Raw genomic sequence first — 23,029 nt, forward strand, 5'->3', positions numbered from 1 at the left:
CATTCAAATCGCATCGCGGAGGCGCAGGGATGCGATGCATTGGAATAACGGCCCCGCTTGCGCGGGGCCGCGCGCGGTCAGCGCAGCTGCTGCCACAGGAAGGCGTATTCCATGGCGGCGATGCCGGCCTCTTCCTCGTGGTTGGCGGCGGAGCCGTGGCCGCCTTCGGTTCGTTCGTAATAATGGACGTTGGCGCCTAGCTGTTTCATCGCCGCGTACATCTTGCGAGCGTGGCCCGGATGGACGCGATCATCCAGGGTGGAGGTGACGAACAGCGTAGCCGGATAAGCGGCGCCGGAGCGGAGGTTCTGGTATGGCGAGTAGCGTTTGATATACGCCCAGTCTTCCGGCTTGTCCGGATTGCCGTATTCGTCCATCCAGCTGGCGCCGGCCAACAGCTTGTTGAAGCGCCGCATGTCCAGCAGCGGCACCTGGCAAACGACGGCATGGAACAGCTGCGGATACTTGGTCAGCATCACGCCCATCAGCAGGCCGCCATTGCTGCCGCCCTTGATGCCCAGGTGGCGCGCGTCGGCGATGCCGCGCCGCGCCAGATCCTTGGCGATGGACGAAAAGTCGTCATAGGCCTTCTGGCGCTTGTGCTTCAACGCCGCCTCGTGCCAGGCCGGGCCGTATTCGCCGCCGCCGCGGATATTGCCCAGCACATAGACGCCGCCGCGCTCCAGCCAGGCCTTGCCCATGGTGCCGCTGTAGTACGGCGTCATCGAGACTTCAAAGCCGCCGTAGCCGTATAGCAGGGTCGGGTTCTGGCCGTCCAGCTTCAAGTCTTTGCGCGCCACCACGAAGTAGGGCACCTGGGTGCCGTCGTTCGAGCGGGCGAAGAACTGCTGGATGCGGTAGGGGCTGGCGTCGAAGAAGGCCGGCTGTTGCTTCAGCGGCTCGCGCGCGTCGCTGCCGGCATGGGCCAGCGACAGCGAGGTGGGGGTCAGGAAGTCGGTGAAGGTGAAGAAGTAGTCGTCCGAGCTGTCGCTGTCGATCGCGCTGACTTCTATATTGCCGTAGCCTGGCGCGGCTACCGCGCGCGATTGCCACTTGCCGTCCACGACTTGCCACTCCACCAGCCGGCTCTTGACGTCGTCGAGCACGGTCAGGATGACGGCGTTGCGGGTGTCGGTGCTTTCAGCCAGCGAGGTGGAGGCGCTGGGTTGGAACAAGGGGCTGAAGTCGCGCTTGCCCTGCAGGTAATCGTCCAGCTTGATGGCCAGCAGGCTGCCGGCTTGCCAATCATGTCCGCCGATGCTCCAGCTCTGGCGCGGTTTCAACAACAGCCATGGGCCGTGGAAGCTGGCTTCGACGTGGCCGGGCTTGTCCAGTTTCTGCCACTTGCCGTCGCGCTGCAGGTAAAGGTCGTTGCTGAAGAAGCTGGTGCCCTGGCTGATCAGATGGTACTGGTAGCCCGCGCTGTTGACGCGGTTGGCGCTGACCGAGATGTCGCTGGCCTTGCCTTCGAACAGCGTGGCGGCTTGCTCCAGGCGCTGGCCGCGCTGCCATTGCTTGACGATGCGCGGGTAGCCGGAGGCGGTCAGCGTGCCCTTGCCGAAATCGGTGGCGACGTACAGCGCGTCGCGGTCTTTCCAGTTGACCTCGCTCTTGGCTTCCGGCACGACGAAGCCATCCGCGACGAAGCGTTTGCCCGGCAGGTCGAATTCGCGCACCACGGCGGCGTCGCCGCCGCCGCGGCTCAGGCGGATCAGGCAGCGGTCTTGTTGCGGCTTGACGCAGTCCGCGCCTTGCCACACCCAGTTTTCCTTCTCATTCTTGGCCAGCTGATCCAGGTCCAGCACCGTGTCCCAGGCCGGATCGGCCTTGCGGTATTCCTCCAGCGTGGTGCTGCGCCAGATGCCGCGCGGATGCTGGCCGTCGCGCCAGAAGTTGTAGTAGCGGTCGCCGATTTTCTCGATGCCGGGGATGCGGGCGCTGGAGTCCAGAATGGCCAGGATGTCTTTTTTCAGTCCAGGAAAGCTGTTCCAGCTTTCCGTTTGTTTGTTGGTCAGCGCGTTTTGCTGGCGCACCCATTGCATGGCCTGTTTGCCTTGTATGTTTTCCAGCCACAGGTATGGGTCGGCTGCGGCGTGGCTCTGCGCGGCCAGGATCAGGGCGGCGGACGCGAGCAATCTGGTCTTCATGATGTTCTCCTGAGTGCGGCGCCCTTGCCGCGCATCGGCGTGCAGGGCGCCTGTCATTGTGCCGCCGCGGCGGCGTCGCGGCGATCCCAGACTGTAGCGCGTTTCAAAACCAGTTGTCATCCGCTCGGGGCGTAAAAAAGCCCGGCCTGAGGGGCCGGGCGGAAGCGGGCGTTACGCCTGCTGTTGCAGCGTCGGGTAGTCGGTGTAGCCGTGCGCGTCGCCGCCGTAGAAGGTTTCCGCTTGCGGCGGATTCAGCGGGGCGTTTTGTTTCAGCCGCTCCACCAGATCCGGGTTGGAAATATAGCTGCGGCCAAACGCGGCGGCGTCGATATAGCCTTGCTTGATCAGGGTTTCCGCTTTCTCCGCGGTGTAGCCGCCGGCACCGATGATCACGCCGGGGTAGCGCTTGCGCAACTCGGCGCGGAATGTGTCGTCCAGCTTGGGGCCGCCGGCCCAGTCCGGTTCGGAGATGTGCAGGAAGGCCAGCTTGCGCTTGGCCAGCTGTTCGGCCAGATACAGCGCCATTTCCAGCTGGTCGGTATTGGAGACGCCGTTGAAAATGCCCAGCGGCGAGATGCGGATGCCGACATGGCCGGCGTCCCACTCGGCCACTACCGCGTCCACCGCTTCCAGCAGGAAGCGCGCGCGGTTTTCCACGCTGCCGCCGTACTGGTCGGTGCGGACGTTGGCGGCCGGCGACAGGAACTGGTCCAGCAGGTAGCCGTGGGCGCCGTGGATTTCCACCAGGTCGAAACCGGCGCGGCGCGCGTTATCCGTGGCGCGGCGGTAGTCTTCCAGGATATCGGCGATTTCCTCGGTTTCCAGCGCGCGCGGGGTATCGCACTGCTCGCGCACCAGGCTGCCGTCGGCGGCGCGGATATTGGTGCGGCTGTCGGCCTGGATGGCGGACGGACCGACCGGCGCGTCGCCGCCCGGCTGCAGCGAGCGGTGCGAGATGCGTCCGGTGTGCCACAGTTGCAGCGCGATCTTGCCGCCGGCTTGATGCACGGCAGCGGTGACTTCGCTCCAGGCGCGCACTTGTTCTTCGCTGTAGATGCCCGGCGCGCCGGCGTAACCCTTGGCGGTGGGGGAAATATGGGTGCCTTCGGCCACGATCAGGCCGGCGCTGGCGCGCTGGCGGTAGTATTCCTTGGCCAGCGGGCCGGGCACATCGCCCGGTTCGATATTGCGCAGGCGGGTCAGCGGGGCCATCGCCACGCGGTTGGCCAGGGTAACGGCGCCCATGGTCAGCGGGGTGAACAGTTTGTCGGCGTGCATGTTTTCTTCCTTTTGAAGTCTATTGCGTTGGGCTTACTGATCGAATCCAAATCCCTGGGCGCGCGCAACCGGCGCAACCTGCGGATAGTAAACTTGGCGGTAAAAACGCGCGATGCTGTTTGACCACGGTTCGCCATCGGCGCGGCCTATCTCCTGCCAGTGGCGGCGCAGCGTTTCGTCGTAGGCGGCGATGTGATTGGCCAGCTCGCCGGGCTGGTAGCGTTCGCGGTGCACGAAGCTCGGGCGCGGCAGGCGCGGCTTTTGTTGGCTGTCATGCTGGATGTGGCCGATCACCAGTCCGGCCAGCGGGAAGGTCAGCTCCGGCAGCTCCAGCAGTTCGATCATGGCCTGCGGGTCGCGGCGGATGCCGCCGATCGGCACCACGCCCAGGCCGGCGGCGTGCGCGGCGGTCATCATATTGCCCAAGGCGATGCCGGCATCCACGCCGCCGACGGCGAAGGCTTCTACGCTGTGGTGAATCACCTGCTGTTCGCCAGCCATTTCGACGCCGACCCGGGTCTTGTGGAAGTCCATCACCACGGCGATGAAGACCGGCGCCTGGGCGATCCAAGGCTGGCCGCCGGCGATTTCGGCAATGCGCTTGCGGCGCGCCGCATCCTGCACCACCACCAGCGAGACCTGTTGGCCGTTGATCGAAGTCGGGCCTTTCCAGGCCGCGTCCAGAATCGCATCCAGCATTTCCGGCGCGACCGCCTTGTCCTGATAGCTGCGCACGCTGCGGTGTTCATGCATCAGTTGCAGGGTTTCGTTCATGATGGGCTCCATTTGAGTAGACCAGTCGTCTAGTATTTGTTTCAAGAAAACCCGCCAATCGAGGCGGGGTTCGCTATCGCTTGCAACTGGCGCTATCGGGCTGCACCAGCATGGTTTCGGTCAACTTGTAGGCGTTGAGCATCGGTTGCTGCGAGCGCAGCACCTTGTACAGCAGGGCGCTGCCCACCCACAGGCTGTACAGGCTGGCCGCCAGCTCATCCGGCTCCAGATACGTGCACAAGCTGCCTTCCTGTTGGCCGCGGCGAATGGCGTCGGCCAGGCGGTGGATCACCCTGCCCATGCCTTCGGCCAACATCTCCCGCATCGGTTCGGACAGGTCCGACACTTCCGCCGCCAGCTTTACCGCCAGACAGGTGTGGTTGTGCTCGCTGCATGGGTGGTGTTCTACCCAGCCCTGAAAATACGTCAGCAGGCAGTCGCGGGCATGGCCGGCCTCAGGCCGCAGCAACAGAACCAGCTTTTCGTCGTAGTTCAGAAAGTAGCGGCGCAGCATCTCCACGCCATAGCCTTCCTTGGACGGAAAGTAATGGTAGAACGAACCCTTGGGCACGCCGGCGCAGGACAGGATTTCCGCCAGTCCGACGGCGGCGAAACCCTTGCCCTGGATGATGGCTTCTCCAGTGGCAAGCAGGTGCTCGCGTGTGTCTGCGGTGTGGTTGGCTCGTGACATGAGCTGGATACTACTAGACCAGTCGTCTAGTTTCAAGCGCACGATGTCGAGTGCGATGGTTTTGTTGCGTTTTCACATCTGTGCAGACACTCCAGGCCAAGGCCATGGCGCGCGGCAAGCTTGACCTTGCCATGGCATCCTCCTACAACCAGCTCAGCGCCTTCCTGTTGCAAGAGAATGGCGTCCCCATGAGTTGACGGTGATAGGAGCTGGCGATGTCAGAACACAAATCGGTTGCTGAAGACGAGACGCCGGATGCCGGCCGTCGTGAAACGCTGGCTTGTCTGGCGGCCTGGTCTGGCGCGGCGCTGGTGTGGACGCTGGTGGGAGGCGTGCCAAAAGCGCAGGCCGCCGGGGTTGCCGGGAGCGGCGGGAACGGTTTCAGCTTCGTCCAGATCAGCGACACGCATCTGGGCTTCCATCGCGAGGCCAATCCAGACGTGCCGGGCAGCCTGCGTCGAGCCATCGCCGATATCAATGCCTTAAGTCAGCCGCCGGCCTTTGTGGTGCATACCGGCGACGTCAGCCATTTGTCGAAGCCGGAAGAGTTCGACTTGGGCCGACAGATGTTCAAGGACATCCGTGTCGACCGCGTGCACACCATCCCCGGCGAGCACGATGCGCTGGACGATGGGGTGTCCGGCTATCTGAAGTTTTTCGATCACGACGGCAAGGGCAAGGCCCGGTATAGCTTTGACCAGGGCGGCGTTCATTTCGTCGCGCTGAACAATGTGCTGAATTTCTCCACCAGCCGGCTGGCGGCGCTGGGCGATGAGCAACTGGCCTGGCTGAAGCAGGATCTGGCCGGCGTATCGCGCTCCACGCCGATAGTCGTGCTGGCACACATCCCCTTGTGGACCATATATGAACAGTGGGGCTGGGGCACGGCCGATGCCGATCAAGTGCTGGCCCTGCTGCGGCCGTTCGGTTCGGTAACCGTTCTCAACGGGCATATTCATCAAGTGATGCAGAAGGTGGAGGGCCATGTCGCTTTCCATACCGCCCGCTCGCTGGCCTATCCGTTGCCGACGCCGGGACAAGCCGGATTCGGCGAGCCGGCGCCGGTCAAGGTGCCGGCCGGAGAGCTGGGCAAGCTGCTGGGGACGCGGCAGATCACGGTGATGCCCGGCAGCAGCCTGCTGGCCTTGGTGGATACGCCGCTCGATCATTGAGCCCCTGTTCAGATTCTTTTACCGCCAGCGGCCGATTTCTGCCGGATGGGGAGATGGCATGAATGTTTGGAAAATGGGCGGGCTATTGAGCGTCTGCCTGGCCGCAGCAGCCTGGGCCGACAAAGGACCGCAGGTGGTGGATATCAGCAAGTTCGCCTTCACGCCTAAGGAAATCACGGTGGCGCCTGGCTCGAAGGTGGCGTGGATCAATCATGACGAAATCCCGCATACGGTGTCCGGCCGCGACAAGTCTTTTGTCTCCAAGGCGCTGGACACCGATGACCGCTACGAGCATGTCTTCGACAAGGAGGGCGACTACGCCTATTTCTGCGCCGTGCACCCGTATATGACTGGCGTGGTGCACGTGCGCAAGCCCTAAACGCTTCATTTTTTATGACCTGAGAGGCGGCTTCCGGATGAGAGGCCGCTTTTTCATGCGCGGGCGAAATTCAGCTCAGCGTCTTGTACAGGATCGTGGTGGCATTCAGCTTTTCGCCGCGGCCATCGAGCGCGAAGCCTGGGATCATGCCGGCGACTTGATAGCCGAGCGAGCGGTACAGCGGCTCGGCCTTGTCGCCGCTGGCGGTGTCCAGCGTCAGCAGGCTGCGGCCACGCGCTTGCGCGTGTCGTTCCAGTTCAAGCATCAGCGCGCGGGCGATGCCCTGGCGGCGGTGGCGCGGATGCACCAAAAGCTTGCACACCTCGGCGCGATGAGGCTGGTTGGGCGGCGTGTCGCAGTCCAGCTGCACGCTGCCGGCCAGTTCGCCATCCAGCAGCGCCGCCAGCAACAATCGCCCGCCGCCGGCAACGCCGGGCAAGGTTTTGTCGCGCCAGAACGCGGCAGCTTGTTCCAGGGAAAACGGCAGCACGAAATGAATGCTGGCGCCGTCATGCACGCAGGCGTGCAGCAGTTCGGCCAACTCGGGCAGCCAGGCTTCGGCCTGCTCGGCGTCCATTGCGAAGATTTCCCTTTGCGCCATCTTGATTCTCCTTAACTCTGGTCCGGCGATGGATCTTGGATATGAGTCCAGGCGGTGCAAGCAAGAAAAAGGCCCGCTTGAGCCGGGCCTGGGCCGAGGGGAGCCGCGGGCGGCTCAGGGATCGGGCGGTCTGGCCAGCGGCTGCGCGTCCGGGATGTCCGGCGCGCCGCGCTGGGTTTCCACCTTGTTCACCACCGGCGCCGCTTCCGGCCGCCAGCTGTTGCCGCCTTTCTTCACCGGCGGCAGGGCGGGCCGGCTGGGCGGCTTCCATGGCGTGACAGGCGTCGGCAAATGGACGATGGGCTGGGCGGGCAGGGCGGCCGTGGGTCTGGCTACAGCCGGAGCAGGCGCAGGCGCCTCCGCCGGCCACAGCCACCAGGCCGCGCCGCCGGCCGCCGCCGCGATCAATAGCAGGACGGCAGGCCTGGCGCGGCGCGGAATCACCAGCTCACCTGGTCGTTCAGGGTCAGGCTGCCGCTGGCCGGCGTTTGCAGGCTGCGGTTGCCGGACAGATTTTCCCATGTGACGCTGCCATCGGCGTTCTTGCGGTAGTACTTGTAGGCGATCTGCTGGCCGGCCGGCAGGTTGACGCCGTTTTGCCATACCGGGTAATTGGCCGCATCCACCGGAAGGCCCAGATCGGGGTTCCAGTTGCCCAGGGCGCGAGCGTTGCCGGTGACGTAGACCTGCTGCCCCCACTGCGTGCTGGCGGTCACGTTGATGCTGACCGGCACCTCGCCGGCATTGGGCGCGGCGCGGCAGTTGTTGTAGCGGGCGCATACCACTTGCGGGATGTCGACCACCTTGCCGGCGTGGATCGAGGCCAGCAGGCTGATGTATTCGCCCATCGCCCAGTTCAGCGGCGCCATGGACTTGGTGGGCGTTCCGGGCTGATAGCCGGCCGGCGTGCTTACCGTCCAGCCGTCCGGCAGCGTGGCGTTGTTGGACCACACTTGCTCAGGCAGCATGCCTTCCGGCGTGGCCAGCAGCTTCAAGGTGGCGAAATAGGGCTGGCCGGCCGCGGCGCTGCCCTGGCGGGCGATCTCGTACATGCCGCGCTCGGCGGTGAAGATGGGCCACAGGCGGCCGGCGCCGCTGCCGTTGAAGTCGCTGCCGTCGTTGTGTTCGCCGTAGCCGTCGAAGTTGTAGCGGAACCAGGCGTTGTACGGGAGAGTAGGCGCGCCGGGCAGGGATAGCGATTGGCCCAGCACGCTGTCGAACACATTGATGGTATTGAGTATGGTGGGGTCGTTGGCGCGCTTGACGCCCATGCGCACCAGCTCCAGGAAGCCGCCGTCCACCACGCGGCGGGCGTCGTGGCTGCCGCCGCCGTTCTTGATGGTCAGTGTCTGCGGGGTGTCCGGTCCGGCGGATGGGGCGAAGCTGGCGCGGTCTGTGCCCGCGCCGGCGCGGCTGGCCGGATTGATGCGGACATAATAGCTGCCGTTGCCGAAGCCGCCGCTGCTGGTATAGGTCCAGGCGGCGATGTTCTGCTGCCAGTAGTCTGCGGCCGACAGGTAGCGGCCGGCGCTGGCGTCGTCGCCGTTGTTGCGGGCGATGTCGGCGGCGGCCACCAGGCCGGCGATCTCGGCGGCGATGGTGGATGGCGAATAGCCCGAATTTTCTTCCCAGCGTTCCTGATAGCTCCACGGGCCGGTGGAGACGATGTAGTCGGCCGTCAGCTTGATCTTGGGCCACAGCGGGCTGGAGACCGACGGCCCCAGCCGCCAGGCCAGCAGGATGGGCATGGCCTGCTCGTCCATTTGCGTGCCTTGCCAGTACGGCCAGCCGCTGACCCAGGCGTTTTGCGGGAAGCGGCCGATGCGGCTGTAGCCGGCCGCGCAGCCGGCGGCGTTGTATTCGGCCGTGCCGCAGTTGCTGGTCTGCTGCAGGGTATTGAACAGGTAATTGACCACGGTGGTGGCGGTGGCGGTGTCGCCGGCGGTGGTCAGCGCGTTGGCGAACTTGAACAGATCGCGCGGCCACACCAGGTGGTAGCCGCCCTGGTTGGCGTCGCCCTGCGTTTCGCCCCATGGCGTGCCGATGCCGGCGATCATGGCGCCGTTGCTCTTGTCCTGCATGGTTTTCAACGTCATCGCCGACAGGTAGTAGCGGTCGTCGGCCAGGCCGCCCTGGGTGGACAGGCCGGCGGCGTAGGCGTGCCAGGCATTGTCGTATTGCTGCTGGGCGGCGGTGAGGTCCGAACCCAGCGAGGCGGCGGCGCTATTGATCGCATCGACCTGGCTCTTGCCGAAGCCCAACGCCACGTCGAAGGACACGCTGGTGGCGTTCGGGTCGCCCAGGTCCAGCCAGCCGGTCTGGGCCACGTTGCCGTTGCTGGCGGAGCTGAAGGTCCAGTCCATCTTGTTGTCGCCGCTGCCTATCAAATCTGTCCAGCCGTCGCTCTGGCCGACGAAGCCGTTGGAAAGCATGGGCTGGCCGTTGACCGTTTTCCATGGCTGGCTGGCCAGCAGCGCGGAGGCGCGGCTGTTGTGGCTGGCGGCCAGGGCGTAGCCGCCGGCGGCGGCCACGGTCTGGGCGGTGTTGCCGCTGCCGGCGTTGTCCAGATAGGGCTTGAACAGCACGTAGAGGTTGAAGTCGCCGATGGTATGGCCGTTCAGCGCGGTGAAGGTGACGCGCTGGATCAGCGTGTCATGGTTGGGATCGGCGAAGATGCGCTTGCTGATCTGCCAGTTGTGGCCGGCGTTGCCGGTGCTGGCGATCCAGCTCATGGTGCGCGTGTCGCTCTGGCTGGCCGAGTAGGCCTGGCGCTTCTCCTCGTCGACGAAGGTCTTGCCTGCGTCGCCCACCAAAAATTGCAGATCCACCGATTCCGGGGTGTCCAGCACCGGGTAGTACACCTCGGACACGATGCCGCGGTAGCCGGTGAAATAAACCTTGGAGGGGCTGCCGACGGCGGTGCCGAGGAAGGATTTGGCCGCAGGGCCGCGCGCCGGGGTGTCGCCGGGGGCGCCGAAGGCCTCTCCGGCATGGGCAAACGGACTGAACAGGCTGGCGATCAGGACGCCCAGCAAGGCGGGGCGCATCAGGGACGGTTTACGCATGGTTGTTGTCTCCACTTTGTAGTACGGCAGGTTGACCTACGGATAAAAGTCTTACCGAATGCCGATGTAATTTTGTTACGGACTATAGCAAAACAAAGTGAAAGGGATTTGCTCTAGTGCAAACGCTTGTTTGATTGTGCCGGCGGATGTTGAGGCGGTGATGGCCGGCAATGGCCACTCATGCAGTAAAATCGCCCAAAAATCACGCATGAATAGGAAAGAAGGCGGCCTAACTGATCTAAAGAACGGTTGGCATCACTGGTGCAGAAAGACAACAGCGCTGCCGCGGATTGCGTAATTTTCTGACAATGTGGTTTATAAGATGTATTATTTTTACATCTTATAAACTCTCGTTATGACGGGCTGTTTTTTGAATGGTAAAAATGTATTTTTAATACATCTTAAGGAGTGGTCCATGCTGAGCGAGCAAACGCTATCCCTGGTCAAATCCACCGTCCCGGTTCTGCAGCAACACGGCGTGACGCTGACCAGCCATTTCTATCGCCGCATGTTCGAGCACAACCCGGAGCTGAAGAACCTGTTCAATCAGGGCCATCAGCATTCCGGGCAACAACAGCAGGCGCTGGCCGGCGCCGTGCTGGCCTATGCCCAGCATATCGAAGACCCGTCGCCGCTGCTGCCGGTGCTGACCCGCGTGGCGCACAAGCATGTCAGCCTGGGCATCCGCGCCGAGCACTATCCCATCGTCGGCAAGCATCTGCTGGCCTCCATCCGCGAAGTGCTGGGCGAGGCGGCCGGCGACGATCTGATCCAGGCCTGGGCCGAGGCCTATGGCCAGTTGGCGGATACGCTGATCGGCATCGAGAACGGCATGTATGGCGAGTCCGCCAACGCGGCCGGTGGTTGGAGCGGCTGGCGGCCGTTCCGCGTGGCGCACAAGGTGGAGGAAAGCGAGGAGATCGCGTCGTTCTATCTGGCGCCGTGCGATGGCGGCGCATTGCCGCCGTTCAAGCCGGGCCAGTATGTATCGGTGAAGCGCTTCGTCGCCGAGTGGGGGCTGAATCAGCCGCGCCAGTACAGCCTGTCCGACGCGCCGAACGGCGAGTACCTGCGGATTTCGGTCAAGCGCGAGGACGCGGCGGAGGGCAAGCCGGCCGGACGCCTGTCCAGCCTGCTGCATCGCGAGATTCAGGAGGGCGACGTGCTGGAGCTGAGCGCGCCGCAGGGCGATTTCTTCCTGCATGAGGACAGGAATGGTCCGGTGGTGCTGATCAGCGCCGGCGTGGGCCAGACGCCGATGCAGGCCATGCTGGGCCAGCTGCTCAAGCGCGGCCAGCGCGAGGTGCGCTTCCTGCACGCGGCGCGGCACGGCGGCGCGCATGCGATGGGCTTGCAGGTGCGACAGCTGGCGGAGCGACATCCGCAGCTGCAGATCCATTTCCGCTACGAAGCGCCGCGCGCCCAGGATGCGCTGGGCATCGATTACCACGCGGCGGGCCGGCTGAATCTGGATGAAGTGAAAGACCTGGTCCTGCTGCCGGACGCGGACTACTACCTGTGCGGCCCTCTGGGCTTCATGCGCGCCCAGCGCGCCAGCCTGCGCCGGCTGGGCGTGCCGGCGGAGCGCATCCATTACGAAGTGTTCGGCTCCCATCCCGGCGGCGATTGAGGCCTAGGGCCAGACGCGGTATGCTGCCGCCGGTCCACCTTACCCGATCTTCGCCATGCAACTGACCCGTTTTACCGACCTTGGCCTGCGCGTGCTGATGTATCTGACCAGGCTGGAATCCGGCCAGCTGGCCACCATCCCGGAAATCGCCGAACGGTTCGATGTATCGCGCAACCATCTGGTGAAAGTGGTGCATTTCATGGCGCAGCAGGGTTGGCTGGCCACCAGCCGCGGCAAGGGCGGCGGGCTGGCGCTGGCGCGGCCGCCGGAGCATTTCCGGCTGGGCGAAGTGGTGCGCGCGCTGGAGGGCACGCCGCAACTGATAGATTGCGCCGAGCCGCCCTGCGCGCTGCGCCAGGGCTGTCTGCTCAAGGGCGCGCTGGACGAGGCGCTGGCGGCGTTTTTCCTGACGCTGGACGGCTACACGCTGCGCGACATCGTCGCCAGCCCCACCGGCGAGGCCATCATCCGTTTGCATCGCGGCGTGGCCTGATAAGCGTAGACTCAAGGAGTAAACATGGAATGGCTAGCCGGCCTGCCCCGCGTGGCAGGCCTTTTTGTCTTGACCGCGCTGATGGAGATCGTCGGCTGCTATCTGCCGTGGCTGGTGTTGCGCGAAGGCAAGCCGTGGTGGCTGTTGCTGCCCGCCGCCGGAGCCTTGGCCTTGTTCGCCTGGCTGCTGACCCTGCATCCGGCCGCCGCCGGGCGGGTCTACGCCGCTTATGGCGGCGTCTATGTGACGGTGGCCCTGGGCTGGTTATGGCTGGTTGACGGCATCCGGCCGGACCGCTGGGACGCGCTGGGTTGCGCGTTGGCGCTGGCCGGGATGGCGGTGATCATGTTCGCGCCGCGCGGCTGAGCGGCCGGTCAGCGCGTGGTGCGCAGCGCAGGGGCCGCTGCCGCCGGCTTGGCCTGGCCGCGCTTCGACACGTATAGACTCACGGTGATCAGGGCGATCCCGGCCAGCTGGACTAGGGCGGATTGACGGCTCTGTCCCGCCAGGCGGTCAAACAGCACGCCGGTCAGCATCTGGCCGGCAATGACGAGCAAGGCCGTTTTCAGGGCGCCCAGCCGCGGCAAAACGAAGCTGTTCAGCGCGACAAACCCGGCGCCGATGACGCCGCCGCACCAGGCTGTCCATGGGGCGTGCTGCGGCAGATGAAGCGCCGCCGCGCCACAGCCTAATAACAGGCTCAGAAACACAAAGCCGCCCAGATGATTCCAGAACGAGGCAGCCAAGGCGCCATGGTGCTGGGCCAGCTTGCCGTTGATGGCGCGGCTGCCGCCTATGCACAGCCCGTTAATCAGGGCGAGGGTCATGAAATACAGCATGATCAGGCTCCAAAAATCAGAATGGCGCAGCCGGACAGCGCCAGCAGCAATGCCAAAACATCGTTGAGGGAGAGTCGCCGCCGCGGCATGCCGAACCCGCCAAAGTGATCGGACAGCAGGCCGAACAACAGCTGCCCGGCCATGCCTAGCGCCAGCGTGCCGGACATCGCCAGCGGGCTGTTGACGGTGATCGCCGCCAACGCCACCACCAGCGCGCCGGGCATGCCGCCCAGGTAAGCCCAACGCGGCGGGGATGTGGAGCCCGGAGACGCGCGTCGATTGGCCATCCAGAGCAGCAGGGCGGTCAGCATGCCTATGCCGTGGGCCTGCCAGGATGCGGACAAAGGGTTGCTGAAGCTGGAAAGCTGGCTGTTGCAGTGAATCATCAGCGCCAGCAAGGCTCCGGCGAGCAGCGCCAGCAGGCTAAGCCCGTAATCCTTGAGCAGCGGGGCCGCGGCGTGGTGTGGGGACATGATGCGATCCTTGTGTCTAGATAGGGGGCGGACGACGAGCGCAGCGACGTTGGGGGAGTGAGGCATTCGTGCTGGATGGGCGGCAGGTCGTTGACGCGTGCCGGAATGGTATATTGTGTTTTATTGACTGATAATCCGGCTTTGTGGAAACTTATCGTAGAGAATAAGTGGACAATAGCAATGGAACATTTCGCTGCGATCCCCATCTTCGTCGCCGTGGTGGAGGCGGGCAGCTTTTCCGCCGCCGCGGCCAAACTGGGTTTGACCAAATCCGCCGTCAGCAAGCGGGTGCAGCAGTTGGAGGCCGCGCTGAACGTGCGGCTATTGCAGCGCACGACGCGCAGCCTGAGCCTGACCGAAGCCGGCGAGCGCTATTACGACCGGGCGCGCGGCGCGCTGGCCTTGGCGCGCGAGGCGGAGGAGGTGGCGGCCGGCTTGCAGGGCGCGCCGCAGGGATTGCTGCGCATCAGCGTGCCGATGGCTTTTGGCCGACTGCACTTGTCGCCATTGGTGCCGGCGTTTCTGCGCCGCTATCCGGACATCCAACTGGACATGGCGATGGACGATCGCATGGTGGACCTGGTGGAAGGCGGCTATGACCTGGCGGTGCGCATCGGCAATCTGCCGGGCAACAGCATGGTGGCGCGGCGCATCGCGCCGTGCCGGGTAGTGATGTGCGCGTCGCCGGCCTATCTGGCCGAATATGGCGTGCCCAGCCACCCGGTCGATCTGGCCCGGCATAACTGCCTCTCTTATTCCTACTACCGCGGCGGCGCTTATTGGACCTTTCAAGGGCCTGAGGGCGAGATCCGGCTGCAGCCGGGCGGCAACTATCAGGTGAACAACAGCGAGGCGCGGCGCGACGCGCTGTTGGCGGGGCTGGGCATTTGCGAAATGCCCACCTTCATTGTCGGCCCCGATCTGGCGGCCGGCAGGCTGTTGCCGGTCTTGACCGACTACCCCTTGCCGCTGCACGCCATCCATGCAGTATTTCCGGAACGCCGCCGCTTGCCGGCCAAGGCGCGCGCTTTCATCGATTTCCTCGATGAGCGGCTGGGCGGGGACGCGCCATTGTGGGACGAAGGACTGCCCCCATCTGTGCTGTCACCGCAAACAGGGAAACCATCATGAGCAAACGCTATCGCACGGCGCTGCTGTGGCTGCGCCGCGATTTGCGGCTGGACGACCATGCCGCCTTCTACCACGCGCTGAAACACAGCCAGGCAGTGTTGCCGGTCTTCGTGTTCGACCGCTCCATTCTGGACGCGCTGCCGCGCGATGACCGCCGCGTCGATTTCATCTGGCAGAGCGTGGCGGCGCTGAAGGCGGAGCTGAATGCCTTGGGCGGCGACCTGCTGGTGCGCCACGGCGTGCCGCAGGATGATATTCCCAAACTGGCGGCGGAGCTGGGCGCCGACGCGGTGTTCTGCAACCGCGATTACGAGCCGGCCGCCCGCGCGCGCGACGCCGAGGTGGAAAAGCGGCTGGCGGAGCAGGGCATAGTCTTCCATCACAGCAAGGATCAGGTGATCTTTGAAACCGACGAAGTGCTGACCGGCGCCGGCAAACCGTTCGGCGTTTTCACGCCGTACAAGAACGCCTGGCTGAAAGCGCTGACGCCTTTCCATCTGCAGGCCTACCCGGTGCGGCCTTATCTCGATGCGCTGATGCCGCGCCAGCCGGAGGCGATGCCTAGCCTGGAGAGTTTGGGATTCCAGCCCAGCGATCTCTCCTCCTTGCCGGTGAAGGCGGGCGCGGAAGGCGCGGAGGCGCTGTTTGCCGATTTCGCCCGCCGCATCGCGTATTACAAGACCGCCCGCGACTTCCCCGGCATCAAGGGCGTGTCTTATCTCAGCGTCCATCTGCGCTTCGGCACCATTTCCATCCGCCAACTGGCCGCCTTCGCCTGGCATGACGGCGGGGAAGGGGCGATGAGCTGGCTGAACGAACTGATCTGGCGCGACTTCTACCAGCAAGTGCTGTGGCACCGGCCGGATGTGGTCGAGCACGCCTTCAAGCCGGAATACGACGCGCTGCCGTTTCCGAATCATCAACAATGGTTCGATGCTTGGCGCGAGGGCCGCACCGGCTACCCGCTGGTGGACGCGGCGATGCGCCAATTGAACCGCAGCGGCTATATGCACAACCGGCTGCGCATGGTGGCGGCCAGCTTTCTGGTCAAGGACCTGTTGATAGACTGGCGCTGGGGCGAGCGCTACTTCGCCGAGAAATTATTGGATTACGATTTGGCGGCCAATAACGGCGGCTGGCAGTGGGCCGCCAGCACCGGTTGCGACGCGCAGCCGTATTTCCGGATTTTCAACCCGGTGAGCCAGAGCGAGAAGTTCGACGCCGACGGCCGCTTCATCCGCCGCTACGTGCCGGAGTTGGCGCGGCTGCCGGACAAGCTGATCCATGCCCCGTGGCTGGCCAAGCCGGAGCAGCTGCTGGATGCCGGCGTGCGGCTGGGCCGCGATTACCCGCATCCTATAGTCGATCACGCCGTGCAGCGTGAGCTGGCGCTGGCCTTGTTCAAGCGGTAAACCGCATTCGCCACGAAATACACGAAAGAACACCAACAATCGCGCGCAGCAGGAGGGCCGCATGCCTGTTGAGGGCGAGTTTTGCGTGGTTTTAAATTTTTCGTGCCATTTCGTGGGTTTTGTGGCGGGTGCTGCCGTTTATGGGGTCAAGCGTTGATTTCGTCCTGCCACTGTCCGCCCTCCTGCAATTGCCGGCGGTAGCGCTCCGGCGACGCGCCCAGCTGTTTCTGGAACATGGCGATGAAGGCCGACGGCGTGGCGTAACCCAGCTGCGCCGAAATGGCCTGCACGCTGTCGCCCTGGCGCAGCCGCGCCAACGCTTCCACCAGCCTGGCCCGGCCGCGCCATTGGCCAAAACTGATGCCCAGTTCGCGCTGGAACAGCCGCGCCAGCGTGCGCTCGGTGCTGTACACCCTTGCCGCCCATTCCTTCAACGGCGTGGCGTCGGCCGGATCATGGCGGATGGCGTCGAGTATCGGCCGCAGCAGTTTGTGCGGGCTGTCCGGCAGATAACTAGCCTCATGGGCCGACTCTTGCAGGCGCTGGCACAGCAGCTCGGCCTGGCGGATGTCCCAGGGGGCGCTCGGCACGGTGATCTGCCGCAGGCTGAAGTCGTCCAATAGCGCGCGCACCAGCGGCGTTTGCTCGATCAGGCAGGTATGGCCGGGCAGCCGCGCGGCCAGCTCATCGCAGACATAGATCGAGGTGTAATGCATGGCCTGCCGGATATACGCGGCGTGCGGCACTTCCGGCGGGGTCCACAGCAGGTATTGCGCCGGCGCCACCACCTTGCCCTCGTCCAGCAACAACTCCACCAGGCCCAGGCTGATCCGGTTGAGTTGCCCCCAGCGATGGCGATGGCGGGCGAATTCGCTTTTGGGCGTGAAGCGGTGGTAGCGGAAAGTCAGCGGCGCCGGCTCGGGCAGGCTGCTGTCGCTGGCAAAGTAATCATCGCCGGTATCGGTGGCCATATTGTCCGGTTTGCCTGAGTGGATTGTCTGTTTTTCATTATATCGTCCATAACGGACGATCCTAAAATAGAGCGATCTTCTTGAAGGAGGCTGTGATGGCCATGTTGTTTCCCCTGCTGGCGGTGCTGATCTGGGCCGCCAACGTCATCGTATCCAAGGCCGCCGCCCAGGTGCTGGACCCGGCGGCGATCTCGCTTTACCGCTGGCTGCTGGCCTCGCTGGTGTTGACGCCATTCTGCCTGCCGGCCGTGCGCCGCCATCTGGGCGAACTGAAGCGCTGGCTGCCCAGGCTGCTGGTGCTGGCCATGCTGGGCATGGTGATGTTCCAGTGCCTGGCCTATTACGCCGCGCACAGCACCAGCGCCACCAATATGGGCGTGATCACTGCTCTGGTGCCCTTGCTGGGCCTGCTGCTGAATGCCGCGGTATTCCGCCAGCAGGTCAGCGCCCTGGCCTGGCTGGGCGTGGCGGTGTCTTTTTCCGGCGTGGTCTATCTGCTGGGCAAGGGCGAGCCGTTGAGCCTGCTGGCCAATGGCGTCAATCCCGGCGACGCGCTGATCCTGGCCGGCGCGGCGTCGTATGCCTTGTACGGCATTCTGCTGAAACGCTGGGCGCCGCCGTTCGGCGCCTGGGTCAATCTGTATCTGCAAGCCAGCCTGGCGGTGCTGTTGTTGTTGCCGCTGACCCTCACCGCGCAAAGCATGGCCATTCCGGCCAAGGGCATTGGCTTGGTGCTGTTTGCCGGCATAGGCTCATCGGTGATGGCGGCTTACTTCTGGATGCGCGGCATCCAGCGTCTGGGCAGCGAGCGCACCGCCATTTTCATGAATCTGCTGCCGCTGTTCACCGCCTTGCTGGCCAGCGCGCTGCTGGGTGAAACCATCCATCACTACCATTGGCTGGGCGGCGCCTTGATCTTGCTGGGTGTGGCGTTGGGGCAGGGTGTGTTGCGGGTTCGGCCTGGGCTGATATTGTCTTTCGTGAATAAGTGATACATTTCATTAACAAAAATTTACTGCGTTTTTGAGGCGTTTCATTGCGCTTATAAAATAATCAGCGCAGCAATTTTTCATGATGTCACATGTTTGACCGATGTCATGGCAGATTGCTGCGCAGCTCCAGATGGCCTTGCAAAAATGCGAAGTGACTGGGGTGTTGACGTAAGTAAATAGCCGGGCGTACCATCGCCGCGTTTTCATTACTGGGGGCTGATGCCTTGGAAAGTTGCAGTAGTAGTTGGTTATCTACCGGGTCGCGCTGACCGGCACAGGCATCGTTCCATCCTATTGGCCGCTGTCTTGCCGCGAAGCCAGACAGTGCGCATCTCAGGCGTGGCCATCCGGCCCGCGCCGCGTACTTACCCTCATACCGTTACTGCTGATGACCGCGTACCGAATCTATCCGGACGCCTAAATCAGGTTTGTGCACGTGCGTGCTTGCATACGCTGAGCGTTTTCGCTCGCCGACGCAACCGCGTCCGTGCCCGCATGCTTTCGTTTGCTTGCAAAACGACGGGCGGCCCGCTTGCGCCGCCCGCACGGAGACGATGACAATGACAAATGCCGTCAAGAACGAAGCTGTATTGGACAGCGCCCACGTCGGAGACATCCGCGGCGCATTCGGCACCATCCGCCACGGCGACGTGGCTGCCCGCACCGGCATCTGGCAGCGCCTGCGCACGCTGTTGGCCATCTTGGGCCCTGGTTTGATCGTGATGGTCGGCGACAACGACGCTGGCGCTTTCAGCACTTACTCGCAAGCTGGCCAGAACTACGGCACCTCCTTGCTGTGGACGCTGATCCTGCTGATTCCGGTGCTGTACGTGAACCAGGAAATGGTGCTGCGCCTGGGCGCCGTCACCGGCGTGGGCCATGCCCGCTTGATCCTGGAGCGCTTCGGCAAATTCTGGGGCGCCTTCAGCGCCATCGACCTGTTCCTGCTGAACGCGCTGACCATCGTCACCGAATTCATCGGCATCACCCTGGCCCTGCAGTATCTGGGCCTGCCCAAGGAGTGGGGGGTAGTCGCGGCCGCGCTGCTGGTGATGGCCGCCGCGAGCACCGGGGATTTCCGCCGCTTTGAGCGCTTTGCCATGATCCTGGTGGTGTTCAGCCTGTTCCTGGTGCCGGTTTTCATGATGGTGCATCCGCCGATGGAACAGATCGGCCATGACCTGCTGGTGCCGGGCATGCCCGCCGGCGGCAAGCTGTCCGACGTGATGCTGCTGATCATAGCCATCGTCGGCACCACCGTGGCGCCGTGGCAGCTGTTCTTCCAGCAAAGCTATGTGATCGACAAGCGCATCACCCCGCGCTTCATCAAGTATGAGCGCGCCGACCTGTGGCTGGGCATCGTGCTGGTGCTGATCGGCGCCGTCGCCATCATCGGCATGGCCGCCGCGCTGTTTGCCGGCAAGCCGGAGTTCGGCAATTTCCAGGATGCCGGCGCCGTCGCCGCCGGCTTGGGCAAGTATCACAGCCACCTGGCCGGCGTGCTGTTCGCTGTCGCCCTGATCGACGCCAGCCTGATCGGCGCCAGCGCCGTGTCGCTGTCCACCGCCTACGCGCTGGCCGACGTGCTGAACATGAAGCATTCGCTGCACCGCAAGCCGAGCGACGCGCGGGCCTTCTATCTGGTCTATTTCCTGCTGATCGCCGGCGCCGCCGCGCTGGTGCTGATCCCGGGCGTGCCACTGGGCCTGCTGACCAACGCGGTGCAAACCCTGGCTGGGGTGCTGCTGCCGTCCGCATCCGTATTCTTGCTGCTGCTGTGCAATGACAAGGAAGTGCTGGGTCCGTGGGTGAACGGCCGCTGGACTAATCTGTTTACCGGCGCGGTGGCGGCCGTGCTGGTGTTGTTGTCGGTGATTCTGACCGCTTCCGTGCTGTGGCCGGATATTTCCAGCCAAACCATCATTAACGTGCTGGTCGGCGGCGGCATCATCGGCGGCATCGTGGTGATTGCGGCGCATACCGTGAAACTGCGCCGCGACGCCGAAACCGGAGCCGACCTGAAGGACGACGTCAAGCCGACCAAGCTGTACATGCACACCTGGCGCATGCCGCCGCTGGACCAACTGAAGCCCATGGTCTTGTCCCGCGCCAATCGTCTGTGGATGGCGGTATTGCGCGGTTATCTGGTGGTAGCAGTCATCATGGTGGTGTACAAAGTGACGCAAGTCGCCTTGCTAGGCCACTGATCGGCAAGGTATGGTTGTGGCCGGCTGCGCGGCGAGGTGCAGCCGGCGGAGCGAAACCGCCCGTTTGGGCGGTTTTTCGCATGAGGGAGGGTCCCTCGTGGCTTTCGCGGAAAGCCACGATGCACGTTCCTTAATATGTATAACGACTTTACAAGCAGGAGGACGCATGCACTACAACCTGCATAATTTGTTCGATTTCGATTTGTTCGGCTTATTGCACTCCACGGTCTGTTTGGCGATGGCCTTTGTCTGCGGCACGGTGATCGGCCTGGAGCGGCAATACCGCCAGCGCACCGCCGGGTTGCGCACCAACGCGCTGGTGGCAGTCAGCGCCGCGGCTTTCGTCAATATGGCGCTGCAACTGGATGGCTCCGGCAGCGCCTCCAGAGTGGTGGCCTATGTCGTGTCCGGGGTGGGCTTCCTCGGCGCCGGCACCATCATGAAAGAAGGCTTGAACGTGCGCGGCTTGAACACGGCGGCCACGCTGTGGGGATCGGCGGCCACCGGCGCCTGCGCCGGCGCGGGCATGTTGGGCCAGGCCATCCTGACCACGGTGTTCGTGCTGGCGGTGAACACGCTGCTGCGGCCGGTGGTGAACTCGATCAACCGCCGTCCGATCGACGACGACGCCAGCGAAGTCACGTATCAGTTGTGCGTGATCTCCACTCGCGAGCAGCAGAAGCAGGCTCTGGCGCATGTGGGGGATCTATTGGAGCGGGCCAATTATCCGGTGGGCGATCTGGACGTGGAGGCCTTTGGCGACGACGAGGTGGAAATGACCGCCACGCTGCTGGCCACCTCGGTGGATTCGGACGAGTTGGACCGCATTGCCGACGAATTGGCGGCCAAGCCCTATATCAGCCAGGCATACTGGAACACCAGCACCAGCGAATGAGCGCAAGTCTTTCCGGCGTCAGCCGCCGCGGCCTTCAGGCGCTGGCGGCTTTTTTGCGCCCGATGCCGGACGGGATAGCCGGCCGCGCGCCTTGTCCGGGGTCAAAGTTTATGACGGACAGTGTTACAATCGAGACAGGTTTTTAGTTGTCGCGCGGCATGGTTTTTCTCCAGCGCCGGCGGCGGGGTAATCCACGGGCGGCCGCAGCGGCGCCCGGCTTCTCGAGACAGCCTTATGACCATCATCCGCCAGGAAGACTTCATCCAGAGCATCGCCGATGCCTTCCAGTACATCAGTTGCTACCACCCGAAAGACTATATCGACGCGCTGTACCAGGCTTACCTACACGAAGAAAGCACCGCCGCCAAGGACGCGATGGCGCAAATCCTGGTCAACAGCCGCATGTGCGCCGAAGGCCAGCGCCCGATCTGCCAGGATACCGGCATCGCGGTGGTGTTCCTGAAAGTGGGCATGCGGGTGCAGTGGGACGCCCAGCTCAGCGTGCAGGAAATGGTCAACGAAGGCGTGCGCCGCGCTTACAACCATCCGGACAACAAGCTGCGCGCCTCCGTGCTGCTGGACCCGGCCGGCAAGCGCCAGAACTCCAAGGACAACACCCCGGCCGTGGTGCACTTTGAGATCGTCGAGGGCGACCAGGTGGAGGTGATCTGCGCGGCCAAGGGCGGCGGCTCGGAAAACAAGTCCAAGCTGGCGATGCTGAACCCGTCCGACTCCATCGTCGACTGGGTGCTGAAAACGCTGCCGACCATGGGCGCCGGCTGGTGTCCGCCGGGCATCCTCGGCATCGGCATCGGCGGCACGCCGGAAAAGGCCATGTTGCTGGCCAAGGAAAGCCTGATGGACCACGTGGACATCCACGAGCTGAAGGCCAAGGCGGTTAGCGGCGCCGAGCTGTCCCGCGTCGAACAATTGCGTCTGGAACTGTTCGAAAAGGTCAACGCGCTGGGCATCGGCGCCCAGGGCCTGGGCGGCCTGACCACGGTGCTGGACGTGAAGATCCTGGATTACCCGACCCACGCGGCTTCCCTGCCGGTGGCGATGATCCCCAACTGCGCCGCCACCCGCCACATCCATTTCCATCTGGACGGCAACGGCCCGGCGCACTTGGAGCCGCCGAAGCTGGAAGACTGGCCGGACATCACTTACGACGCCTCCAACGGCAAGCGCGTGGATCTGGACAACATCACCCGCGAAGAAGTGGCCAGCTGGCAGCCGGGCGACGTGCTGCTGCTGAACGGCAAAATCCTGACCGGCCGCGACGCCGCGCACAAGCGCATGGTGGACATGCTGAACAAGGGCGAGAAGCTGCCGGTGGACTTCACCAACCGCTTCATCTACTACGTCGGCCCGGTGGACCCGGTGCGCGACGAAGTCGTCGGCCCGGCCGGCCCGACCACCGCCACACGCATGGACAAGTTCACGCGCCAGATGCTGGAGCAGACCGGCTTGCTCGGCATGATAGGCAAGGCCGAGCGCGGCCCGGCGGCCATCGAGGCAATCAAGGACAACAAGGCGGTCTACCTGATGGCCGTGGGCGGCTCCGCTTACCTGGTGTCCAAGGCGATCAAGGCCTCCAAGGTAGTGGGCTTCGCCGACCTGGGCATGGAAGCGATCTACGAGTTTGAAGTCAAGGACATGCCGGTGACGGTGGCGGTGGACTCCTGTGGCACCTCGGTGCACAACACCGGCCCGGCGGAGTGGCGGGTGAAGATTGGGAAGATACCGGTCAGCCAAGCTTAAATTATTGCTTGGGAAATGCCGCCCGATGGGCGGCATTTTTTTGGCTATGTCCCAATTGTAAGTTGGTAGCCTCGCCCCACCGCTTCCTGCAAACAATGCACAGGTTGTATCTGCTGAT

Annotated in this window: 21 protein-coding genes; 11 read left to right on the plus strand and 10 right to left on the minus strand. The window is 64.0% G+C overall.

What is annotated here, in order from left to right:
• Positions 1–77: 77 nt before the first annotated feature.
• From QUG01_RS16320 to QUG01_RS16335, 4 genes are all read right to left on the minus strand, one after another.
• Positions 78–2,147 carry a prolyl oligopeptidase family serine peptidase gene (locus QUG01_RS16320; RefSeq protein ID WP_500831020.1) on the minus strand — a complete coding sequence of 690 codons (2,070 nt, stop codon included), beginning with the start codon at positions 2,145–2,147 and terminating at the stop codon, positions 78–80.
• Between the two features lie 171 nt (positions 2,148–2,318).
• Positions 2,319–3,425: an alkene reductase gene (locus QUG01_RS16325; protein ID WP_500831021.1), complete on the minus strand. Its 1,107-nt coding sequence runs from the start codon at positions 3,423–3,425 to the stop codon at positions 2,319–2,321.
• 33 nt (positions 3,426–3,458) lie between these two features.
• Entirely contained in the window at positions 3,459–4,199 is a 741-nt protein-coding gene (locus tag QUG01_RS16330) for an NADPH-dependent oxidoreductase (RefSeq protein WP_500831022.1), read from the minus strand.
• Between the two features lie 73 nt (positions 4,200–4,272).
• Positions 4,273–4,890, minus strand: a complete 618-nt coding sequence (locus tag QUG01_RS16335; protein WP_500831023.1) for a TetR/AcrR family transcriptional regulator — start codon at positions 4,888–4,890, stop codon at positions 4,273–4,275.
• Between the two features lie 215 nt (positions 4,891–5,105).
• Here QUG01_RS16335 and QUG01_RS16340 point away from each other — a divergent pair, with 215 nt between their 5' ends.
• Together QUG01_RS16340 and QUG01_RS16345 are read left to right on the plus strand one after the other, a co-directional pair.
• On the plus strand, positions 5,106–6,062 hold the full coding sequence (locus QUG01_RS16340) for a metallophosphoesterase family protein (RefSeq protein ID WP_500831024.1): 957 nt from the start codon (positions 5,106–5,108) through the stop codon (positions 6,060–6,062).
• 58 nt (positions 6,063–6,120) lie between these two features.
• The gene (locus QUG01_RS16345; RefSeq protein WP_500831025.1) at positions 6,121–6,441 is read left to right on the plus strand and encodes a cupredoxin domain-containing protein; all 321 of its coding nucleotides are present in this window, start codon (positions 6,121–6,123) and stop codon (positions 6,439–6,441) included.
• A 70-nt stretch (positions 6,442–6,511) separates the two neighbouring features.
• On the opposite strand, the gene QUG01_RS16350 is transcribed toward QUG01_RS16345, so the two are convergent.
• From QUG01_RS16350 to QUG01_RS16360, 3 genes are all read right to left on the minus strand, one after another.
• Positions 6,512–7,042 (minus strand): GNAT family N-acetyltransferase, encoded by a 531-nt coding sequence (locus QUG01_RS16350; RefSeq protein WP_500831026.1) that lies wholly within the window; start codon positions 7,040–7,042, stop codon positions 6,512–6,514.
• Positions 7,043–7,156: 114 nt separating this feature from the next.
• A complete protein-coding gene (locus tag QUG01_RS16355; RefSeq protein WP_500831027.1) occupies positions 7,157–7,486 on the minus strand; it encodes a hypothetical protein in 330 nt (109 codons plus the stop codon).
• Complete coding sequence (locus QUG01_RS16360; protein ID WP_500831028.1) at positions 7,483–10,107, minus strand: glycoside hydrolase family 15 protein; 2,625 nt, start codon at positions 10,105–10,107, stop codon at positions 7,483–7,485. Before QUG01_RS16360 ends, QUG01_RS16355 begins: the two co-directional genes overlap by 4 nt.
• Before the next feature lie 415 nt (positions 10,108–10,522).
• On the opposite strand from QUG01_RS16360, the gene hmpA reads away from it, so the two are divergent.
• From hmpA to QUG01_RS16375, 3 genes are read left to right on the plus strand one after another with little or no spacing between them, the layout of a single operon-like run.
• Positions 10,523–11,737, plus strand: a complete 1,215-nt coding sequence (hmpA, locus tag QUG01_RS16365) for an NO-inducible flavohemoprotein (protein WP_500831029.1) — start codon at positions 10,523–10,525, stop codon at positions 11,735–11,737.
• Between the two features lie 55 nt (positions 11,738–11,792).
• Positions 11,793–12,230, plus strand: coding sequence for an Rrf2 family transcriptional regulator (locus QUG01_RS16370; protein ID WP_500831030.1), 438 nt, complete (start codon positions 11,793–11,795; stop codon positions 12,228–12,230).
• 24 nt (positions 12,231–12,254) lie between these two features.
• Positions 12,255–12,596 carry a YnfA family protein gene (locus QUG01_RS16375; RefSeq protein WP_500831031.1) on the plus strand — a complete coding sequence of 114 codons (342 nt, stop codon included), beginning with the start codon at positions 12,255–12,257 and terminating at the stop codon, positions 12,594–12,596.
• An 8-nt stretch (positions 12,597–12,604) separates the two neighbouring features.
• Here the strand turns inward: QUG01_RS16375 and QUG01_RS16380 are convergent, their stop codons facing one another.
• Together QUG01_RS16380 and QUG01_RS16385 are read right to left on the minus strand one after the other, a co-directional pair.
• Positions 12,605–13,069 carry a DMT family transporter gene (locus tag QUG01_RS16380; protein ID WP_500831032.1) on the minus strand — a complete coding sequence of 155 codons (465 nt, stop codon included), beginning with the start codon at positions 13,067–13,069 and terminating at the stop codon, positions 12,605–12,607.
• A 2-nt stretch (positions 13,070–13,071) separates the two neighbouring features.
• Positions 13,072–13,542: a DMT family transporter gene (locus tag QUG01_RS16385; RefSeq protein WP_500831033.1), complete on the minus strand. Its 471-nt coding sequence runs from the start codon at positions 13,540–13,542 to the stop codon at positions 13,072–13,074.
• A gap of 180 nt (positions 13,543–13,722) precedes the next feature.
• Here QUG01_RS16385 and QUG01_RS16390 point away from each other — a divergent pair, with 180 nt between their 5' ends.
• Both QUG01_RS16390 and QUG01_RS16395 read left to right on the plus strand, forming a co-directional pair.
• A complete protein-coding gene (locus QUG01_RS16390) occupies positions 13,723–14,673 on the plus strand; it encodes a LysR family transcriptional regulator (protein ID WP_500831034.1) in 951 nt (316 codons plus the stop codon).
• Entirely contained in the window at positions 14,670–16,085 is a 1,416-nt protein-coding gene (locus tag QUG01_RS16395) for a cryptochrome/photolyase family protein (protein WP_500831035.1), read from the plus strand. The genes QUG01_RS16390 and QUG01_RS16395 overlap by 4 nt, the downstream gene beginning before the upstream one ends.
• Before the next feature lie 146 nt (positions 16,086–16,231).
• Here the strand turns inward: QUG01_RS16395 and QUG01_RS16400 are convergent, their stop codons facing one another.
• On the minus strand, positions 16,232–17,056 hold the full coding sequence (locus QUG01_RS16400) for an AraC family transcriptional regulator (RefSeq protein WP_500831036.1): 825 nt from the start codon (positions 17,054–17,056) through the stop codon (positions 16,232–16,234).
• Between the two features lie 95 nt (positions 17,057–17,151).
• On the opposite strand from QUG01_RS16400, the gene QUG01_RS16405 reads away from it, so the two are divergent.
• From QUG01_RS16405 to QUG01_RS16420, 4 genes are all read left to right on the plus strand, one after another.
• Entirely contained in the window at positions 17,152–18,048 is an 897-nt protein-coding gene (locus tag QUG01_RS16405; RefSeq protein WP_500831037.1) for a DMT family transporter, read from the plus strand.
• A gap of 560 nt (positions 18,049–18,608) precedes the next feature.
• On the plus strand, positions 18,609–20,255 hold the full coding sequence (locus QUG01_RS16410) for an NRAMP family divalent metal transporter (protein WP_500831038.1): 1,647 nt from the start codon (positions 18,609–18,611) through the stop codon (positions 20,253–20,255).
• Positions 20,256–20,421: 166 nt separating this feature from the next.
• Positions 20,422–21,150 (plus strand): MgtC/SapB family protein, encoded by a 729-nt coding sequence (locus QUG01_RS16415; protein ID WP_500831039.1) that lies wholly within the window; start codon positions 20,422–20,424, stop codon positions 21,148–21,150.
• 234 nt (positions 21,151–21,384) lie between these two features.
• Positions 21,385–22,911 (plus strand): fumarate hydratase, encoded by a 1,527-nt coding sequence (locus tag QUG01_RS16420; RefSeq protein ID WP_500831040.1) that lies wholly within the window; start codon positions 21,385–21,387, stop codon positions 22,909–22,911.
• Positions 22,912–23,029 lie beyond the last annotated feature (118 nt).

Source organism: Chromobacterium sp. CCUG 76385 (genome assembly GCF_059916625.1).

Bases quoted from the DNA above. Each gene is read 5' to 3' on its own strand.
- QUG01_RS16390 (WP_500831034.1), top strand. From the start codon at position 13,723: ATGGAACATTTCGCTGCGATCCCCATCTTCGTCGCCGTGGTGGAGGCG.
- QUG01_RS16420 (WP_500831040.1), top strand. From the start codon at position 21,385: ATGACCATCATCCGCCAGGAAGACTTCATCCAGAGCATCGCCGATGCC.
- QUG01_RS16400 (WP_500831036.1), bottom strand. From the start codon at position 17,056: ATGGCCACCGATACCGGCGATGATTACTTTGCCAGCGACAGCAGCCTG.
- hmpA (WP_500831029.1), top strand. From the start codon at position 10,523: ATGCTGAGCGAGCAAACGCTATCCCTGGTCAAATCCACCGTCCCGGTT.
- QUG01_RS16350 (WP_500831026.1), bottom strand. From the start codon at position 7,042: ATGGCGCAAAGGGAAATCTTCGCAATGGACGCCGAGCAGGCCGAAGCC.
- QUG01_RS16375 (WP_500831031.1), top strand. From the start codon at position 12,255: ATGGAATGGCTAGCCGGCCTGCCCCGCGTGGCAGGCCTTTTTGTCTTG.
- QUG01_RS16380 (WP_500831032.1), bottom strand. From the start codon at position 13,069: ATGCTGTATTTCATGACCCTCGCCCTGATTAACGGGCTGTGCATAGGC.
- QUG01_RS16395 (WP_500831035.1), top strand. From the start codon at position 14,670: ATGAGCAAACGCTATCGCACGGCGCTGCTGTGGCTGCGCCGCGATTTG.
- QUG01_RS16320 (WP_500831020.1), bottom strand. From the start codon at position 2,147: ATGAAGACCAGATTGCTCGCGTCCGCCGCCCTGATCCTGGCCGCGCAG.
- QUG01_RS16330 (WP_500831022.1), bottom strand. From the start codon at position 4,199: ATGAACGAAACCCTGCAACTGATGCATGAACACCGCAGCGTGCGCAGC.
- QUG01_RS16345 (WP_500831025.1), top strand. From the start codon at position 6,121: ATGAATGTTTGGAAAATGGGCGGGCTATTGAGCGTCTGCCTGGCCGCA.
- QUG01_RS16385 (WP_500831033.1), bottom strand. From the start codon at position 13,542: ATGTCCCCACACCACGCCGCGGCCCCGCTGCTCAAGGATTACGGGCTT.
- QUG01_RS16415 (WP_500831039.1), top strand. From the start codon at position 20,422: ATGCACTACAACCTGCATAATTTGTTCGATTTCGATTTGTTCGGCTTA.
- QUG01_RS16325 (WP_500831021.1), bottom strand. From the start codon at position 3,425: ATGCACGCCGACAAACTGTTCACCCCGCTGACCATGGGCGCCGTTACC.
- QUG01_RS16335 (WP_500831023.1), bottom strand. From the start codon at position 4,890: ATGTCACGAGCCAACCACACCGCAGACACACGCGAGCACCTGCTTGCC.
- QUG01_RS16360 (WP_500831028.1), bottom strand. From the start codon at position 10,107: ATGCGTAAACCGTCCCTGATGCGCCCCGCCTTGCTGGGCGTCCTGATC.
- QUG01_RS16405 (WP_500831037.1), top strand. From the start codon at position 17,152: ATGGCCATGTTGTTTCCCCTGCTGGCGGTGCTGATCTGGGCCGCCAAC.
- QUG01_RS16340 (WP_500831024.1), top strand. From the start codon at position 5,106: ATGTCAGAACACAAATCGGTTGCTGAAGACGAGACGCCGGATGCCGGC.
- QUG01_RS16410 (WP_500831038.1), top strand. From the start codon at position 18,609: ATGACAAATGCCGTCAAGAACGAAGCTGTATTGGACAGCGCCCACGTC.
- QUG01_RS16370 (WP_500831030.1), top strand. From the start codon at position 11,793: ATGCAACTGACCCGTTTTACCGACCTTGGCCTGCGCGTGCTGATGTAT.